A 15890-nucleotide genomic window follows, 5' to 3' on the forward strand; every position below is an offset into this window, starting at 1 on the left:
CCGTCAGCCAGAAAAGATCAGACATGGTCACCGCTCGATTTTCGAACCGTGAATCACGCAGCCAAGCGGAAATCAATGGGTCCTGACCCTAATAGACCTCTGGCTCATCGGGACAACCGTTTCCGCCATCGGCAGGCGATAACCCAATGCACTGTTCAGTATCTGTACGTTGAGGTGTCTACGTCAGCCCTCAATGTAAATAGTGGGTTGTCGAAACGAATGAAGATTTCCCGATCCATAAATGCCAATTTCACGGCAAAATTGTTCAAGACGTTGCGCTGACGTCGCGGCGCTTATGAAACGTTCGATCATTCTACAGTTCGTCGTCATCTGCCCTACTCATGTATTCGTCCGTGCCGAAGCGGTAAGATATTGGTCTGACTTTCCTATACCCATGGTCGACTGCAAACTGCTTAAGAGGTTCTTTTTCCGGTCCGGTTGTTATCAAGCTTCCCATCTGGTCGAAGACGCCAAAACAGCGAAACCAGCCCGAATTGTATGGCTCTACAGTTCTGAGAATTTTTTCGGGGACATCCCATCCTGAAAAATATGTGGCCGTAGCGACCCCCTGTCCTTCGATGCCAGCACTGACCAACCCGATGACTTGACCGCTTTCATTGAGCACAGGCCCACCACTCATCCCCCCAGGCCATTCTGCATTTACTCGTATCATCGGCCAAGACCTTCGCCGATCTCCACTGGCTGGCTCTATTTCGAAGATCGTCCCGATTGATCCGTAAATGTATTGTTGTAGTGGGCGGTCATCGCCTTGCCCACTCTTATCCAAGTCAAGCCCAGCGAAGCCGAGAGCCATGACTTTTTCACCGACCTTCGGGTGCCAATGCGAAAGGTCCAACGCAAGGAACGGTGCAGGTTTCGTGTCATGGTCTGACGAGTGGATGACCATAGATGCAATCTCCGTCAAATTGCGAAGCTGAGCATGTTGGAGCGGTTCGTTGTCTACCACACATTGAGCGTTCATCGCGGCAAAAGGCCGCCACGCGTCGGGAGGAAGTGGGTTGTTCCCATAGGCTAAGCTGTTGATCTCAAGCGCGACCAATCGGTTGTCAGGCAACACCTTGACCCCGTCTCTGGTTTCATTAACCACGAGCATGTCTTCGACAACATGGAATGCGGTTGCACATCCTCCCCACGGGTCGAGCCGAAACGCAGTGCCATAGCCAATTGGGCGCTGTTCAGGTTTTTGTGGATTAAAGGCGAACAGCGGTAAGATTTTTGCTCGCAGGGCTGGGTCTTGAACTAAGAACAGTCCCCGCTCGTCAAGTTCACTGGGATGAGGGTTGTATGGGAATGGCATGGCAACTTCACATAGGGAATACGCTGCAATCTAACCGAGGTTCTGGTTTATTAAAGTGCTTCTTGCAGCATATGTTAGAACGGCCAGCAACTTATTTCGTCGAGGTGGGTCGTGCGATGGATGAAATCTGTCTCGCACCAGGGTCCGGTTTGTTGCGGTTGAAATTTCTAGGTTTGGCCCTCAATGAGACCGACTATCTAGCCGTACACTTGTAATGCGCAGCGTTTTGCTCTGTTCCATGGTCTTTGGATATTCTGAGCCATAGACTTCTGTCTGTTCTTGGTCGAAGTTCGGAATATTTCTTCAAAGCTGTATAGCTATTATACCAGAAATGGAATGTGCCCATAGCTGACATATGGTCTCAGTATAGGATATTTTCCCGGTGTATTCAATGTGTTAGCCGGTGGCTCCTATGGCGATAGTTACGTAGTAAATCACGTAGATGAGTGTAAAGTATTGATTTTAAATTTGGGCATGTGATTGAAAATCCTCGTGTCGGTGGTTCGATTCCGCCCCCGGGCACCACTTTTACTCAAGAAAAGCAATGTGTTGGAGGTATGGCCGCTGTTGCACTTCGTTGGTTTATTGCCCGGGACTGCGCCGGGACTGCAACTATCATATAGCGGCCCCGACGGATGTCTATTGATGGATTGCCCCAGAAAGATCGGACGGTTGAAGGAATTATTCTCTCTGATCTTCCGAGACGAAGAACTCGTCCACATCTTCCAGTGTCATGTTTCGTTTGTAGAACGTACCAGTGACGCTGATGGTCGACCCGTCCGCGCGTTTCCATGCTTCCGCACGCGTTCGGTATGCGAACCTCTCGGATCGCATCCACACGCTGCACCCCCTGGCCGACAAGCACATCTACCTGCCGCAATTCTGAACTATTTCCTCGGGCTTGCGTCGCTTGTTCCCCATTCTTCGCCCTCCGTTTTCCAAACATAACGTCAGACCAATCCAGAGGGGGCATTCCATTCTTCGGAGGTTTTTTTGTAGTGGCGTCAACTGTGAGGGTTGAAGTCCGGAGTGAATGTCAGGCGCGGGCCGCGCGATCTTCGAGGATCATGTCGCTGGCCTTTTCGCCAATCATAATGGTGGGGGCGTTGGTATTGCCCGAAACGATGTCGGGCATGATTGAGGCATCGGCAACACGCAGTCCTTGAATACCATGCACACGCAGCCGGTCGTCAACAACGGCGAGATCGTCATTACCCATTCGGCAGGTGCTGGTGGGATGATAAATGGTCTGGCTGATATTCCGGGCGCAGTCCAAAAGCTCTTCGTCAGTCTGCGGGTTGCCCTCGGGGACATGCTCGCGGACGATGAATGGGCTGAGAGCATCGGTTTTGGTCATGGCGCGCGCGAATTTGACAGCGCGCACCGCGCAGAGCTGGTCAGCGGTTGCCGACAAATAGTTCGGTACGATCTTCGGATGGTCCGATGCCTTCGGAGTACTGACATGTATGTGACCACGGCTTTCCGGGCGCAACTGACAGACAGAGGATGTGATGCCCGAGAATGGGTGCATCTCGATCCCCGGTTTGTCCGCGCTGAGCGGCTGGAAGTGAAATTGAATGTCAGGCGTTTCCAAGCCGTCCATCGACTTTGCGAATACACATACCTGGCTGGCACCCAGACTCATTGGGCCTTTTCTGAACGCCACGTAGTTCAGGCCGATCCCCATTCTCGGAATGAAACGGTTGATGGCATCGTTCAGGGTTTGCGTGTTGACTTCGTAAACCAGACGAATCTGGAGGTGATCTTGAAGGTTTTCCCCAACACCGGGCAATTCATGCTGAACATTGACGCCAGCCCTTTGAAGAACTTCGCCGCGGCCAATCCCGGAAAGCTCCAGGATTTGAGGTGATCCGATTGCCCCAGCTGACAACACCACTTCTCCACCGGGATTGAGCAGGACTTCATGAGTGTGGCCATGCCGGGAATAGCGAACGCCGATCACACGTCTGGTTTCAGTCGGGTCGAAGATCAACGATTCCGTATGCGCGTGGGTAATGACCTCGAGATTGGGTCGCTTTTTGGCCGGGTTCAGAAATGCGCGGGCCGAGGAACACCGGAAACCACCCTTTGCAGTCTGATGGAAATAGCCGGCCCCTTCCTGGTTAGCCCCATTGTAGTCTTCGGTACGCGGAACGCCCATTTCGACGGCCGCGTCGATGAAAGCTTCCGAGATTTCGCTTTTGGCGCGGATCAGGGAAACCGACAGGCCACCATCCCCGCCGTGATAATCATCTGCACCGTTTTCGTGGGCTTCCGACCGCTTGAACAGGGGAAGTACTTCATCGTAGCTCCAACCACGATTGCCGCATTGCGCCCAACGGTCATAGTCTTCCTTTTGTCCGCGCACATATAAAAGCCCGTTGATCGAACTGGAGCCCCCAAGGGTCTTTCCGCGCGGCCAATCCAGTGACCGACCGTTCAATCCCGCATCGGGCTCTGACTTGTAGCACCAATCCGTATTCGGGTTGTGCAGAGTTTTGAAATACCCGACCGGAATATGGATCCAGGGATTCAGGTCACGCCCGCCGGCTTCCAGAAGAATCACCCGATTCGCGGGGTTTTCGCTCAGCCGGCTGGCAATAACACAGCCAGCTGACCCTGCTCCAACTATCAGAAAATCGGCTGTTTTCGGCGACATAGGCGCATCCTCCGGCGGCAAGATTCTGGGGTTTCGAGAATTTCCTTGCGTCACCATTCAATAATCGATAAAAAATGAGACCACAAGTCTCAATAACTGCAAAAATGGGAGGAAAGACATGCGTGTCTCCAGCAAACTGAGCAAAATCTCACGGCGCGATCTGTTTCGCGTAGCAGGAACCTATGGATTTAGCTCAACGCTTCTGGCTGCCGGAAGCTTCGGGGGCGCCATGAGTCTGGCGAACCTTGCGAGTGCGGCAGAATCGACCTACGAGAAGCGCTTCGCCAAGCCTGCAAAACATACGCTGAAGTTCGGCGCCTCTGGTTTCAACGCGCAGAACCTGCTGATCGAACGAGCGGGTGCACTTGAATTTGCACGCGATCTGGAAAGCCGCACCGATGGTGAAATTCGCATCGAATTCATCGGCAACAACCAAATCTGTGGCCAGACGTCCTGTGTTGAGAAGACCCAACAGGGAATCGTCGACATTTATGCCGCCTCCACCCAAAACTCGGCAGGTGGCGCGCCATATCTGAACGTGTTGGATTATGCCTATATGTTCCCTGGCCGTGCCTCGCAGTATCATTTCCTCTACAGTCCCGAATCGCAGCGCATCCTGCGCGATCCCCTTGAAAAGCGTCACGGTCTGAAGTTCCTGTTCAGCCATTGCGAACTCCGCGGAATCCAGCTGGGACTTGGCTGGGAAGACAAGCCCACAGTGACCAAACTGGAAGAATTGTTTGGCACCAAGAACCGCGTGACCGGTACCCAGTTGGGCCGGATCGCCATGCAGGCGCTGAATCTGAATCCGGTGCCGGTGGCCTGGGAAGAAACGCTGGACGGTCTGAAACAGGGCCTGATTGATGGTGCGGAAACCTGGGCGTCGGCGGTGGCTTACGCCAACATGTCGCCCGTGGTGAGCCAATCGGTTGATCTGAAATTCTTCTGCGGCACCGAGCATACATCGATGAGCGTCAGCGTGTTCGACAGCCTGGACGGGTATCTGCAGGACGCCGTCATGGAATCGGCCTATTGGGCACAAACCCATGTTCAGGCCGCGAATGAAGCCGCGCTGGTCAAAACCGTGGGTCACTCCGATCCGCAGATGCCCGGTACAATCTTTGCCGAGAACAACGTGCGCAACGCCTTCCTGGCCGATGATCAGATCAAGATGGCCGAAGAGATGTGCTCGCCCGAATTTCAGCCCGATCTTTGGGCCGACTGGCGCGAGCGCCTGAATAAATGGGCCGGTGGCATCGATACCTATCAGGAAATCTATGACATCGCGCGTCAGGTTCCGGCCGATATGAAGCCCGAAAACGTCGAACCGCGCCGTTGGTGGAAGTCCTGATCAAGGGTTGGAACGACCGGGCCGGCGTGCTTCCGCGTGCCGGCCAAAGAATTTGTGCCGAAGGCAGATAAAGCCGACTGGCACTTCGGGGAGGGAAAGATGGCACTCTGGTCAGAGATAAGTGACATATTCAGCGCGTTCGCGTCTTGGGACAGCTTTGAGATCCGCAATGCACTCAAGGCCGACGGAGCTTGGGTGTTTGGTGCAGTAGCAACCGCACTTTCCGGGCTGCTTGTCTTGTGGATTTACAAGATTATTCCGTGGCTGGATCGCCATCTTGAGCGTACCATCATGGTTTACAGCTATCTGGCCATTGCTTTCATTATTTTCTGGGGTGTGATCGATCGCTTCGTCTTTTCGAACCAGCAACCCTGGTCAACGACGATTCCGCCGTTGCTGTTCATGATCATGGCCTGGTTCGGCGCGGCCTTCAATGTTCGCTTGCGTACGCACCTCAGTTTCGCGGAGTTTCGCATGGCCATGCCCCGCACCGGCCAAATGGCTTGCCTGACCCTGGACGCGGTACTTTGGCTTGTCTTCGCGGTCATCATGGTTGTTACAACCTCCCGTGCGACCGCACTTTCCGCGTCGAACTTCCAGATTGTTCTGGGTACCGACAATACGTTGCAATGGTGGTTCCTGATCACGGTGCCGTTCTCTGCCGTTCTCATGACGGCGCGGGTGTTCGAAAACCTGTTTGACGACGTTCGCAACTACCGCAATGGCGAGCCATTGATCAAACAAGCTGTTATCGGGGGGGATGTGTGATGAGCGATGGAACCTTGGTCACTCTGATCTCGATTGGGGTCACGTTTTTCTTCATGCTCGGTGTCCCGGTGCTGCTGGTCATCGCATATTGGGTGATTGGCTGCTCTTTCGTGCTGGGCCTGACACTCGACAATGTGGGCGCCGAACTGATGAACGTTTTCAACAAGGGGTTTGCGCTTCTGGCCATGCCGCTTTTCATTCTGACCGGAGACCTGATCAACCAGTCCGGCATCGCACGCAGGTTGTCTAATTTTGCCTATGCCTGTCTGGGCTGGTTGCGGGGCGGGCTGGCCATGGCATCGCTCGGTGCGTGTGGTCTGTTCGCAGCTATCTCGGGATCAAACTCGGCCACTACCGCCACGATCGGGTCCATGTTGCATCCTGAAATGGTCAAAGGCGGGTATGACGAACGCTTCTCGGCAGCCACCGCGGCTGCCGGCGGGACCGTCGGGATCATCATCCCGCCATCGATTATCTTCATCGTCTATGGCTTCCTCCTGAACCTGCCCATTTCCGACTTGTTCGTGGCGGGAATTCTGCCGGGCGCGCTGATGGTCATCGGAATGCAAATTGCGTGCTGGATGATCTGTCGGATCAACGGTTGGGGTCACTTGATTCCGCTGCAACTGAACCGGGTTCTCAAAACAGCGCTTGGCGCCTGGCTGGGTTTCTTTGCCATCGGCCTTGTGTTGTGGGGCATCTACACCGGAAAATTCTCTCCGACCGAAGCGGCGGGCGTTACCGTAGGATTCTGCGTCATTGCCGGGCTGATCAGCTATCCATTGAACAAGATCATGGGATCTCACCGGGATAAACCGGTTTCGGAAACGAGTTTTGCCGAAATGTTTGTCGTCGAGGGCTTCACCATTCCACAAGTCCCGTCGATCGTGGTGCGGTCAGCCCAGATCACTGGCATCCTTGCTCCTCTGATTGCCATTTCAGTCGTGATGCAGCAGATTCTGTCGCTATTGGGGGCACAACAGACAATCGGTGATTTCGTCACTTCGATGGGCGGCTATCACGCGGTTCTGTTCACTTCGATGGTGATCGTATTCTTTTCGGGTATGGTACTGGAAAGTTTGCCGGTGACGATCATCCTGGCTCCGATCCTGGCACCCATCGCTGCTTCGGTCGGAATTGACCCGATCCACTTTTCGGTGATTTTCCTTGTTGGCGCATCGATTGGCTTTATCACTCCGCCTTACGGACTGAACCTCTATGTCGCATCCGGAGTGACCGGTGTTCCATATTTCCGCCTGCTCCGCTATACGGTACCCTATCTTGTAGCTCTGATCGGTGTCTGGATTTTGGTTTCACTTGTACCAGATCTGGCATTGATCCTGCTGCCGGCCAGATAGATTGAAAAGAGATGCCTGACGACGCCGATCCTTCGAAAGATACTCAGATTCCCACCAACCTGCGGCTTCTGAGAATACTGGAAGAGGTTGCGCGCCTAGGTGTGTCTGTCAAACCCACGGACCTGATCGAGACCATGGGTTTGCCAAAACCTACAATCCACAGGTTATTGCAAACAGCAGAGGCTGAGGGTTTTCTACAGCGTGATATCGACGGGCGCTCCTACGGACCCGGCGATCGAATGAGGGCATTGGCCGTCAATACGATGTCATCGGAACGGGTGCGCACCGCACGGTTGGCCATAATGAAAGGCGCCGCTGAAGAAATCGGCGAAACCATAAATCTTGCTACGCCGGACCGGGAAGGCATGACTTATCTCGACCGCGTAGAAACCGAGTGGCCTTTGCGCATACAACTGCCAAGGGGCACACAAGTCCCATTTCACTGTACGGCAAGCGGCAAGATGTATCTGTCATCTTTGCGATCCACGACTTTGAACGGCGTCTTGTCTGCGAGGCCGTTAGAAAAACTGACCGAACGGACAATTTCCGATCCCGACGAACTTCGGCGTGAACTGGCCGAAACCCGAAGGCGCGGTTATTCGCAAGACAACGAGGAATTCATGGCTGGGATGGCTGCGATCGCAGTTCCGATTCTTGATCCGCAAGACAGGTTTTTGGCAACATTGTCGGTACATGCTCCTGTCATGCGCTGCTCTCTTGAACAAATAATAGGCTTCCTTGAACCTCTCAAGACAGCGGCGGCAAAACTCTCTGAACTCAACCAGAATCAATAGGCCTTGGAAAAACGGATGAGACCATTCAGGTGGGCAGCCGACTGAAACCGTCATGTCTGCTGACGCTACGCTTGGCCGGAAGCTGTGTCAGACGATTGTTCGAGTTGCAAAGTCGGAGTTCGCGGATACTCGCTCCGCCACTATGTCATTCAAGCACGGCCCTGTTCACACGGAGCCCAATGAAGACATTGACCGTCTATTGGACTAGCTTTCAAACCGAGCACTAGTTTGAGGAAGCATTATGTCGTCACCCGAAAGCAGACTTGAAAAATTGGGCCTGAAATTGCCGGCGCCGACCAAATTGCCTGATGGTCTGCATCTGCCTTTCAAATTTGTAAATGTCAGAGGTGATCGTGCGCTATTTTCAGGTCACCCAAAGAACGCATTGGATGGCAGTCTGGCCGGACCCTTCGGAGTCGTCGGTGCCGACATGACAACGGATCAGGCATATGCAGAGGCGCGTGAAGTGGCCCTGACGGTGCTGGCGAACCTCAAGGCAGAAATAGGTGAGTTGTCACGAATTGTGGGATGGGTTCGCGTCTTTGGTATGGTGACATCTGCTCCGGGCTACTCGGATCAACATGTGGTGGTGAATGGTTTTAGCGATTTGATCGTTGATGTGTTCGGCCAAGACGTCAGTCGCCATGCCCGGTCTGCTATTGGTGTGTCTGGGTTGCCTCTGGGGTTCGCGATGGAAATTGAGGGCGAGGTCATGATCTCTGCCTGACAGTCCAACATCGGCCTTGCTGAAGGTTTGTGGCAAAGCAAGAGCCGAAGGTTATGAAATTGAAAAGACACCTACATCTATCTTTCTTGAGCTACACGAACCAAGCGTAGCCGTTTAGTATTCTTGTTAACATCATTTGGCGTCAGCCGGATTTTCGAACCCGTTTCGGCCAGCCCCATCATCGAGCCGGGACTGGCGTGATGCTGGAACGCAAAGGCATAATCATGAACCACAAGAAGCTCTACTGGCTCTATTCGGAGGAGAAGCTGGGCGTCAGGCGGCCAAAGGGGCGGAAACGGGCCCGTGGGTCGCGGACACCGGCGCCGGAGGCGCTTGAGGCCCGGCGAGCGGCGGTCCTGGGCTTCCTGTCCGACATGTTCGATGCATCGCGCAGGTTGCACATTCTGGCCTTGAACGATGATTGCTGCCGCGAGAACCTTTGCCTGATGGCTGATACAAGCATCTCGGGTGCACGGGTGAAGGCCGCAACAGCAGCAGGACGGATACAATTGGAGACCATAGCACCGCTTTGGCGGTTCAATTGCTCAGAGAAAAACCACTTGACTGGCACGACCCCGTTACCGAAGCCCTGAGCCCAGCGAACGCCTCTGACACTTTGAGACGGCACGAAGCAGAGATTGATCGGGTTGATGCAAAAGTTCTTGATGCAACGGTCTCAGCATAGGACTCGTATGGTTTGCTGAGAGGCCGGCCCCTTTTGACAAGCCCTGCACGTTGGAAAAGGTCCTTATCGGTGATCGTGCAATCGCGGTTTTATCGGCCGTGGAAATGGAATACTGTCGGTTCGACGGGGTGCAGCCGATGGAGTGACATGTCGCGTTTCGATGGATACTTCTTGCGGCAACTGCTGGTACTGTTCGGATTTTTCACGCTGGTGCTGGTTGGTGTGTTCTGGATCACCCGTTCGGTCAGCCTGTTCGACAAGGTGATCAGCGGCGGTCAGTCGGCCGTGGTGTTTCTGGAGTTCACGGCGCTGTCCCTGCCGACGCTGATCCGCACAGTGATGCCGATGGCGATATTCGCCGCGGCTGTCTACACGACGAACCGGCTGAATCGGGAAAGCGAATTGACGGTCATGCTGGCCACCGGGTTCAGTCCCTGGCGGCTGGCCAGACCCGTTCTGTGGTTCGGCGTGATCGCGGGGCTGATGATGGGCGCCATCAGCATCTATTTGCGCCCGGCTTCGGTTCTTCAGCTTGAACTGCGCCAGGAAGAGGTGGCCGGGGACGTCACGGCTCAGCTTCTGAACGAGGGAGAGTTTCTTCATCCTTCCGACGGGGTAACGGTGTATATAGGCCGGATCGAGTTGGATGGAACGCTCAAGGATGTGTACCTGTCCGATCGGCGCGATCCGCAGGTGCCCGTGACCTATTCCGGGGCCGAGGCCTATCTCGTGCGCGGCAATAGCGGCATCAATCTTGTCATGCTGGATGGAATGGCGCTGCGCTATCACAAGAAAAACCGCACGATGTCGACGACGCTGTTCGAGGATGCGACTTATGATATCTCGTCGCTGACCGATGACGAGATGGGCCTTAAACGCAGCCTGCAGGCGGTTCCGACGATTGACCTGCTGCGGGGGCCGGATGCGATGGCCGAAGCAGAGGACTATTCACAGGGCGAGATCAGTGAAGAGTTGCACCAACGGTTTTCATGGACGTTCATCTGTATCGCGGTGTCTCTGGTCGGGTATTCCACGCTGATGCTGGGCGGCTTTTCCCGCTTTGGCCTGTGGCCGCAGATTCTGGGCGCGTTCACCATTTTGGTGATCCTCGAGGGCGTCCGGGGCTTTGTCGCGCCGCTGGTGATCGCGCGGCCTGAGTTCTGGGGGTTGCTATACCTACCGGCGTTTGTCGGCGTGACGATCTCTTCGGTTTTCCTGTCGGTCGCGGGCAGGCCGCTGAAGCTGTTTCGCAGGTCCGCCGCAGCTAGCTGACGTCATCGTCGGCCTCGTCCATCAACCCGCGCAACCAGCGTCCAGCAAGCCATGTGGCCGGAACGCCCAGAGGGATTGACCACAGGATTGCCGATACGGGGCTGATGGCGACAAAGCCGACTCGGTGCGCAACCAGCCCGGCCAGGAACAGGTTGATCGCGACCGTCAGTGCTGTCGCCGGATAAAGCAGCAGGGCCAGTTTCCACACCGGCCATTTGCCTTCAGTGGCTGGTGCCTTCGGAGAAGGTGATTTTGTTCCAGACATTGTATTTCCCCGAGGGTTTGCGCATTGGCAGGCGTTTGACCTCTTCCAGCGTGTTGGCGTCATAGACGATCACGGCACCATCGTCTTCCCAAACCGACACCAGCGCATGGCGGCCATCGCGGGTGAATTCCACATGCGCCACGGTCTTGCCGGGGGCAGGGCGCAGGGTCTTCACGATCTCAAGGCTTTGCTTGTCGATGATATGCATGGCGTCCTTGTTGGGACCAAAGAACACGTCGGCCCAGACGTAGGGTGAATTCTCATGGCTGCGCATGAAGAACCCGGGCCCCTCGGTGGTGATCCGCTTGACGGTCTGCCAGTTGCCCATGTCGATCACCGACACCAACCCATCTGTCAGATGCGGCGTTGCCATGACCGTGGTCTCACCGCGTTTCCAGGTGATGCCCGAGCCCAGATGCGGCATCCCCGGCAGGTCCAGGTCGGCCACCTTATGCCCGATCACCAGGTCGATTACCTGTCCCCCCTTGCCATCGCGGGACGCGCCCATGACATATTCATAGCTCTGATCGAAAAAGAAATCGTCCAGATAGTCGGGCGTGGTGATCTTGCGCACCGGGAAGGGGTCGGGGTTTTTGAACTGCCCTTCTATACGGAAATCGTGACCCAGCCCGGATTGCGGCGGGTTGGCACCATAAAAAACTTCCCACATCTCGGGTACATCCTTCAGGGCCAGCACAAAGCTTTCCCGCGGCGGTGCCTGATAAACGGCTGAAACGCGGCTTGGCTTGCCCTTCTTGCCCTTGACCTCGATCACTTTGGCCACCGACAAGTCATCCGTCGATAGCAAGGTCAGCGAGTTCGGCAGGTAATTCGCCACCGCCACCCATTTGCCGTCTCCCGACATGGCGATGTTGCGGCTGTTCAAACCGGCTCGCACCCGGCCCACCTGTTGCAACGCCCAGATGTCATACTTCTGTACCCAGCCATCCCGGGACATGATGAAGACATAGCGCCCGTCGGGGCTGAATTTCGGCCCGCCATGCACGGCGAAAGGTGTCTCGAACCGGTCCAGAACTTCGAACGTGTCGCCATCCAGAACGCTGACATGGTGATCGCCGGTTTCCACCGCCAGCGTGATATTCATCGGATCACTGTTCCAGACCGGCGCATCGACCGGCACATAGTCTTCGTCCAGAGACCGGCTGGCCATGATCTCGGCCTCGCCCCATTCCGGATCGATTTCCAGCGGAGATTTCAGCCAGTCCACCAGTTCCTCGATCCGTGGCGCGTCCAGATCCTGTGAAAATGCCGGCATCTGCGTCGCTGCGCGCCCCTCGGCGATCACCTCCGCCACGCGTGGCCCCCGCATCCGCTTCAGTGTCTCGGGGATCAGCGCCGGACCAACCCCGCCCAGCCGGTTATCGCCATGACACGAAGCACAATATTCGGCATAGTCCGACTGCGCATCCGCCCACGCAGCCCCCGCGCCCAAAAGGGAACAAACGACCCCGATCTTTATCTTTTTCACAATACGCCCGCCGGAGGTTCCCGTACGCTCAGCCTGTCCGGACATCGCGGAACAGCGTGCCACGGGATCAAAAGAACTGATGCGCCGGATCATGGCTTTTCCCCCGGAAAGGTGTGACTTCAAGCCGCTCGGCGCTTTTCACACCGATTTCGGCATCGTCCAGATAACAGGCCGGGTCCTCGGCCCAGGGATCGCCGGTCAGTTGCAGCGCCCGGATGCGGGTGTTGCCGCCGCACACGTCCTGTAATCTGCATTCGCCGCAACGGCCTTTGAGTGGGCGCGGACGGGTGCGCAGCAGCGCCAGCATCGGATCGTCTCCGGTCCACAACTCGGAAAACGGCGTCGTCTTGACGTTGCCGACGGTATAGTCCGACCAATAGGTGTCGGGATGCACCCGGCCCAGATTGTCGATATTGGCGACGCCCAGACCGCTGGAATTGCCGCCCCATGCAACCAGATGTTCGCGCACATGGGCGGCCTTGGCCTGATCGAAATTGCGGCCGACCCAGTCGAGGAAATACCCCGCATCCGCGTCGTTGTTGCCGGTCACGATATCCAGGGGGGCGTCCTTGGATACGCCGGTCCAGGCGCGATCTATCAGCAGGTCCATCGCGCGTCGAGTACGCTCGCGCTCGGCGTCCTCGCCCCGGTTCTTGTCGCCACGCCCGGCATAGACCAGATGGCTGAGATAGAATTTGTCGACACCCTCATCGTCGCACAGCTGGATCAGGTCGGGCAAATGGTGCTGGGTGCCTTCGGTCAGGCAGAACCGCAGGCCCACCTTGATGCCGCGCTTTTTGCATTCACGCACACCACGCAGGGCGTCGGCAAAGGCACCCTCGACACCTCGGAACCAGTCATTGGTGGCGCCGATTCCGTCCAGCGAGATACCGACATAGCTGAACCCGACCTCGGCAATGCGGTCGGCGGTTTCGCCGTGAATCTTCGTGCCGTTGGTCGACAGGGCCAGCATCGGCACCAGCTGGCGGGCACGGGTGGCGATGTCGAAGAAATCAAAGCGATCCAGTGGCTCACCACCCGACAGGATCAAGGCAGGGACGCGGAACCGACCGATATCCTCGAGCGTGGACATGGCCTGTTCGTGGCTGAGTTCGCCGGGGAAGTTCACATCCGCCGACACGGTATAGCAGTGGCGGCATTTCAGGTTGCAGCGGCGGGTCAGGTTCCAGATAACAACCGGCTTGACCGGGCCGGGGCGGCGTTTGCGAACCGGGGTCGGTTCGACCAGTTGCTTCATGTATTCGGTCAGGCGGAACATGGGGGCTTCAGCCTTTCTGTTTCAGGCGCAGCCCGGTCTTTTTCAGGATGCGCGTGGAGTAGAGGATATCGTGGCCTTGACAGGCCTCGCCCAGTATCACGGCGATTTCGGCGCGCTTGGCCTCGACCTCGTCGCGGTTTTCGCCATGGACCATGGCAAACAGGTTGTAGGGCCAGTCGGGCAGGGCGCGGGGGCGTTCGTAACAGTGGGTGACAAAGGGCAACGCGCCGATCTGCGCGCCCAGCTCGGCAATGCGGGCATCGTCCACATCCCAGACGGTCATGCCGTTGGCGGTCATGCCCAGCTTGTAATGATTGGGGGCGGCGGCGATGCGGCGGATCACGCCACTGGCCTTCATCGCCGCGATGCGCGTCATCAGTTCGGGTTCGGCAAGGCCAATGCGGGATGCGATGTCGGCAAAGGGGGCCTGAGTCAGGGGAAGGCCCCCCTGCATCGCTTGGATGATCTGTCTGTCGGTGCTGTCAATCATGCCGCGACCCGAAACCCGATGAAGAATTCTTGCAATTTGGGGAAGCGGAGGACTTGCACCCCCGTTTCCCGTTCGATGGCATCTGCGGTGGCCTCGATCCCCTCGGGTGTTTCGGTGGCCAGAACGAACCACATGTTCAGCCGGTGCGTACGTTCATAATTGTGGGCGACCTCCGCATGTGCATTGACTTTGGTCAGGACGGTTTGAAAATCGTCCTCGGGCACCGCCATGGCACACAGGCAGAACGCCCCGCCCATGGCGGCTGCGTCAAAGAACGGGCCAAAACGTGTGATCACCCGATCGTTCTTCATGCGCGCCAGACGGTCCAGCAGATCGGATTCGGAAATCCCAAGCTCCTCGGCCACGGCGGCATATGGGTGCGCGACCAGAGGCAAATCCTCTTGCATTCGGTTCAAGATGCGGCGGTCGGTGGCGTCGAGCGGGCTCATGCAGCGACCTCCTTTGCCTTGATCAATGCGCCAGTCTGCTTGAAGCAGCGGGTCGAAAACAAAACCTTGTGCCGGGCGCCGGCCAGCTCGGCCAGTTCGGTGGCTCCGGCCAGCACGTCGCGCGCCTCGGGGCGGGAACGGGCGTGGATCATTGAATAGAGCCGGTATGGCCAGATGCCCTCGACCGGACGGCGCTCATAGCACAGTGTAATGCCCGGATAAGCGGCCAGCGCAGGTCCAGCGACGTCGATCTGTTCCGCGGGCAAGTCCCAGACCACCATTGCGTTGGCCGACCATCCCAAGGCCCTGTGGCGCACGATGACGCCCAGCCGTGAGACGATCCCGGCGGCGTGCAGCGCGGATATACGCTGCATGACGTTGACTTCGTCCCGCCCCAGAGACCGGGCCAGAGCGGCATAGGGATCGGCAACCAGCGGTAGCCCGGAACTCAGCGCCTGTAACAGATCGAGATCTCCAGTTTGCATCACTGACCGGTCAACTTTGCGGGCTGACGGCACGCGGGGAGTTTTCGCCGCCATCCGGAACCCCAGATCAACATTGAAGGGCCGCACCAGCCGCAGGTCCAATACCTGCAAGCCAGTCCGTTCGCCGATTCTCGCCAGCGTGTCGTCGACATGTTGCCGATCGGGCCCGGTGGCGACGAACCAGAGGTTCCAGTCATCTTCGCGCTGATAGTTGTGGTTCACCCCCGGTTCGGCGTCAATCAGGGCTGCTACCTGTTCCAGGCGTCCTTCGGGGGCGGCTACCGCCGCCAGCGTGCTGGCCGAGACCGTGCCCGGTGCAATGGTGGCGCCGACGCGGGTAATCCGCCCGGCCGCCCGCATCCTGGCCAGCCGGTCGATTACCTCGTCCTCGCTTAGGTCCAGCGTACCGGCCAATTCCTGAAACGGGCGCTCGGTGATCGGAAAGTCGCGTTGGAAATCATCCAGCAGGCTGCGGTCGATCGGATCGGTAATATGGCACAT

At 56.9% G+C, this 15890-nt stretch carries 15 protein-coding genes and 1 pseudogene; 8 read left to right on the forward strand and 8 right to left on the reverse strand.

Features of this window, described 5'->3' with window-relative positions; translation table 11 throughout:
• Nucleotides 1-313: 313 nt before the first annotated feature.
• Entirely contained in the window at nt 314-1318 is a 1005-nt protein-coding gene (locus ACR0AO_RS00005; protein ID WP_480598359.1) for a S1 family peptidase, read from the reverse strand.
• A gap of 757 nt (nt 1319-2075) precedes the next feature.
• Here ACR0AO_RS00005 and ACR0AO_RS00010 point away from each other — a divergent pair.
• The gene (locus ACR0AO_RS00010) at nt 2076-2204 is read left to right on the forward strand and encodes a hypothetical protein (RefSeq protein ID WP_480598361.1); all 129 of its coding nucleotides are present in this window, start codon (nt 2076-2078) and stop codon (nt 2202-2204) included.
• A gap of 150 nt (nt 2205-2354) precedes the next feature.
• Here ACR0AO_RS00010 and ACR0AO_RS00015 read toward each other — a convergent pair whose 3' ends face one another.
• Nucleotides 2355-3977, reverse strand: coding sequence for a GMC family oxidoreductase (locus ACR0AO_RS00015; RefSeq protein ID WP_480598363.1), 1623 nt, complete (start codon nt 3975-3977; stop codon nt 2355-2357).
• A gap of 118 nt (nt 3978-4095) precedes the next feature.
• Between ACR0AO_RS00015 and ACR0AO_RS00020 the strand changes: the two genes are divergently transcribed.
• The 7 genes and pseudogenes from ACR0AO_RS00020 to lptF all read left to right on the forward strand — a co-directional run bounded on the left by ACR0AO_RS00020 (nt 4096) and on the right by lptF (nt 10932).
• Nucleotides 4096-5328, forward strand: coding sequence for a TRAP transporter substrate-binding protein (locus ACR0AO_RS00020; protein ID WP_480598365.1), 1233 nt, complete (start codon nt 4096-4098; stop codon nt 5326-5328).
• Nucleotides 5329-5427: 99 nt separating this feature from the next.
• Nucleotides 5428-6096, forward strand: a complete 669-nt coding sequence (locus tag ACR0AO_RS00025) for a TRAP transporter small permease (protein ID WP_480598367.1) — start codon at nt 5428-5430, stop codon at nt 6094-6096.
• Nucleotides 6096-7454, forward strand: a complete 1359-nt coding sequence (locus ACR0AO_RS00030; RefSeq protein ID WP_480598369.1) for a TRAP transporter large permease — start codon at nt 6096-6098, stop codon at nt 7452-7454. The genes ACR0AO_RS00025 and ACR0AO_RS00030 overlap by 1 nt, the downstream gene beginning before the upstream one ends.
• Before the next feature lie 11 nt (nt 7455-7465).
• On the forward strand, nt 7466-8248 hold the full coding sequence (locus tag ACR0AO_RS00035; protein WP_480598372.1) for an IclR family transcriptional regulator: 783 nt from the start codon (nt 7466-7468) through the stop codon (nt 8246-8248).
• A 241-nt stretch (nt 8249-8489) separates the two neighbouring features.
• A complete protein-coding gene (locus ACR0AO_RS00040) occupies nt 8490-8975 on the forward strand; it encodes a RidA family protein (protein ID WP_480598374.1) in 486 nt (161 codons plus the stop codon).
• 155 nt (nt 8976-9130) lie between these two features.
• Nucleotides 9131-9454: pseudogene (locus ACR0AO_RS00045) on the forward strand (IS3 family transposase); the annotation flags it as partial.
• 353 nt (nt 9455-9807) lie between these two features.
• Nucleotides 9808-10932 (forward strand): LPS export ABC transporter permease LptF, encoded by a 1125-nt coding sequence (lptF, locus tag ACR0AO_RS00050; protein WP_480598376.1) that lies wholly within the window; start codon nt 9808-9810, stop codon nt 10930-10932.
• Here the strand turns inward: lptF and ACR0AO_RS00055 are convergent.
• From ACR0AO_RS00055 to ahbB (ACR0AO_RS00080), 6 genes are read right to left on the reverse strand one after another with little or no spacing between them, the layout of a single operon-like run.
• Nucleotides 10925-11197, reverse strand: a complete 273-nt coding sequence (locus ACR0AO_RS00055) for a hypothetical protein (protein WP_480598378.1) — start codon at nt 11195-11197, stop codon at nt 10925-10927. The two genes, lptF and ACR0AO_RS00055, sit on opposite strands and share 8 nt — an antisense overlap.
• Complete coding sequence (locus tag ACR0AO_RS00060; RefSeq protein WP_480598381.1) at nt 11154-12779, reverse strand: cytochrome D1 domain-containing protein; 1626 nt, start codon at nt 12777-12779, stop codon at nt 11154-11156. Before ACR0AO_RS00060 ends, ACR0AO_RS00055 begins: the two co-directional genes overlap by 44 nt.
• A complete protein-coding gene (gene nirJ / locus ACR0AO_RS00065) occupies nt 12754-13965 on the reverse strand; it encodes a heme d1 biosynthesis radical SAM protein NirJ (RefSeq protein ID WP_480598383.1) in 1212 nt (403 codons plus the stop codon). The genes ACR0AO_RS00060 and nirJ overlap by 26 nt, the downstream gene beginning before the upstream one ends.
• Before the next feature lie 7 nt (nt 13966-13972).
• Entirely contained in the window at nt 13973-14455 is a 483-nt protein-coding gene (gene ahbB, locus ACR0AO_RS00070; RefSeq protein WP_480598386.1) for a siroheme decarboxylase subunit beta, read from the reverse strand.
• The gene (locus ACR0AO_RS00075) at nt 14452-14904 is read right to left on the reverse strand and encodes an Lrp/AsnC family transcriptional regulator (protein ID WP_480598388.1); all 453 of its coding nucleotides are present in this window, start codon (nt 14902-14904) and stop codon (nt 14452-14454) included. The genes ahbB (ACR0AO_RS00070) and ACR0AO_RS00075 overlap by 4 nt, the downstream gene beginning before the upstream one ends.
• Nucleotides 14901-15890, reverse strand: a complete 990-nt coding sequence (ahbB, locus tag ACR0AO_RS00080; RefSeq protein WP_480598390.1) for a siroheme decarboxylase subunit beta — start codon at nt 15888-15890, stop codon at nt 14901-14903. The genes ACR0AO_RS00075 and ahbB (ACR0AO_RS00080) overlap by 4 nt, the downstream gene beginning before the upstream one ends.

The sequence above is a fragment of the Ruegeria sp. AF8 genome (assembly GCF_056541825.1).

Coding starts and splice junctions, on each gene's coding strand:
- ACR0AO_RS00040 (WP_480598374.1), top strand. CDS start 8,490: ATGTCGTCACCCGAAAGCAGACTTGAAAAATTGGGCCTGAAATTGCCG.
- ACR0AO_RS00055 (WP_480598378.1), bottom strand. CDS start 11,197: ATGTCTGGAACAAAATCACCTTCTCCGAAGGCACCAGCCACTGAAGGC.
- ahbB (WP_480598386.1), bottom strand. CDS start 14,455: ATGATTGACAGCACCGACAGACAGATCATCCAAGCGATGCAGGGGGGC.
- ACR0AO_RS00075 (WP_480598388.1), bottom strand. CDS start 14,904: ATGAGCCCGCTCGACGCCACCGACCGCCGCATCTTGAACCGAATGCAA.
- nirJ (WP_480598383.1), bottom strand. CDS start 13,965: ATGTTCCGCCTGACCGAATACATGAAGCAACTGGTCGAACCGACCCCG.
- ACR0AO_RS00005 (WP_480598359.1), bottom strand. CDS start 1,318: ATGCCATTCCCATACAACCCTCATCCCAGTGAACTTGACGAGCGGGGA.
- ACR0AO_RS00020 (WP_480598365.1), top strand. CDS start 4,096: ATGCGTGTCTCCAGCAAACTGAGCAAAATCTCACGGCGCGATCTGTTT.
- ACR0AO_RS00015 (WP_480598363.1), bottom strand. CDS start 3,977: ATGTCGCCGAAAACAGCCGATTTTCTGATAGTTGGAGCAGGGTCAGCT.
- ACR0AO_RS00060 (WP_480598381.1), bottom strand. CDS start 12,779: ATGATCCGGCGCATCAGTTCTTTTGATCCCGTGGCACGCTGTTCCGCG.
- ACR0AO_RS00035 (WP_480598372.1), top strand. CDS start 7,466: ATGCCTGACGACGCCGATCCTTCGAAAGATACTCAGATTCCCACCAAC.
- lptF (WP_480598376.1), top strand. CDS start 9,808: ATGTCGCGTTTCGATGGATACTTCTTGCGGCAACTGCTGGTACTGTTC.
- ahbB (WP_480598390.1), bottom strand. CDS start 15,890: ATGTGCCATATTACCGATCCGATCGACCGCAGCCTGCTGGATGATTTC.
- ACR0AO_RS00030 (WP_480598369.1), top strand. CDS start 6,096: ATGAGCGATGGAACCTTGGTCACTCTGATCTCGATTGGGGTCACGTTT.
- ACR0AO_RS00025 (WP_480598367.1), top strand. CDS start 5,428: ATGGCACTCTGGTCAGAGATAAGTGACATATTCAGCGCGTTCGCGTCT.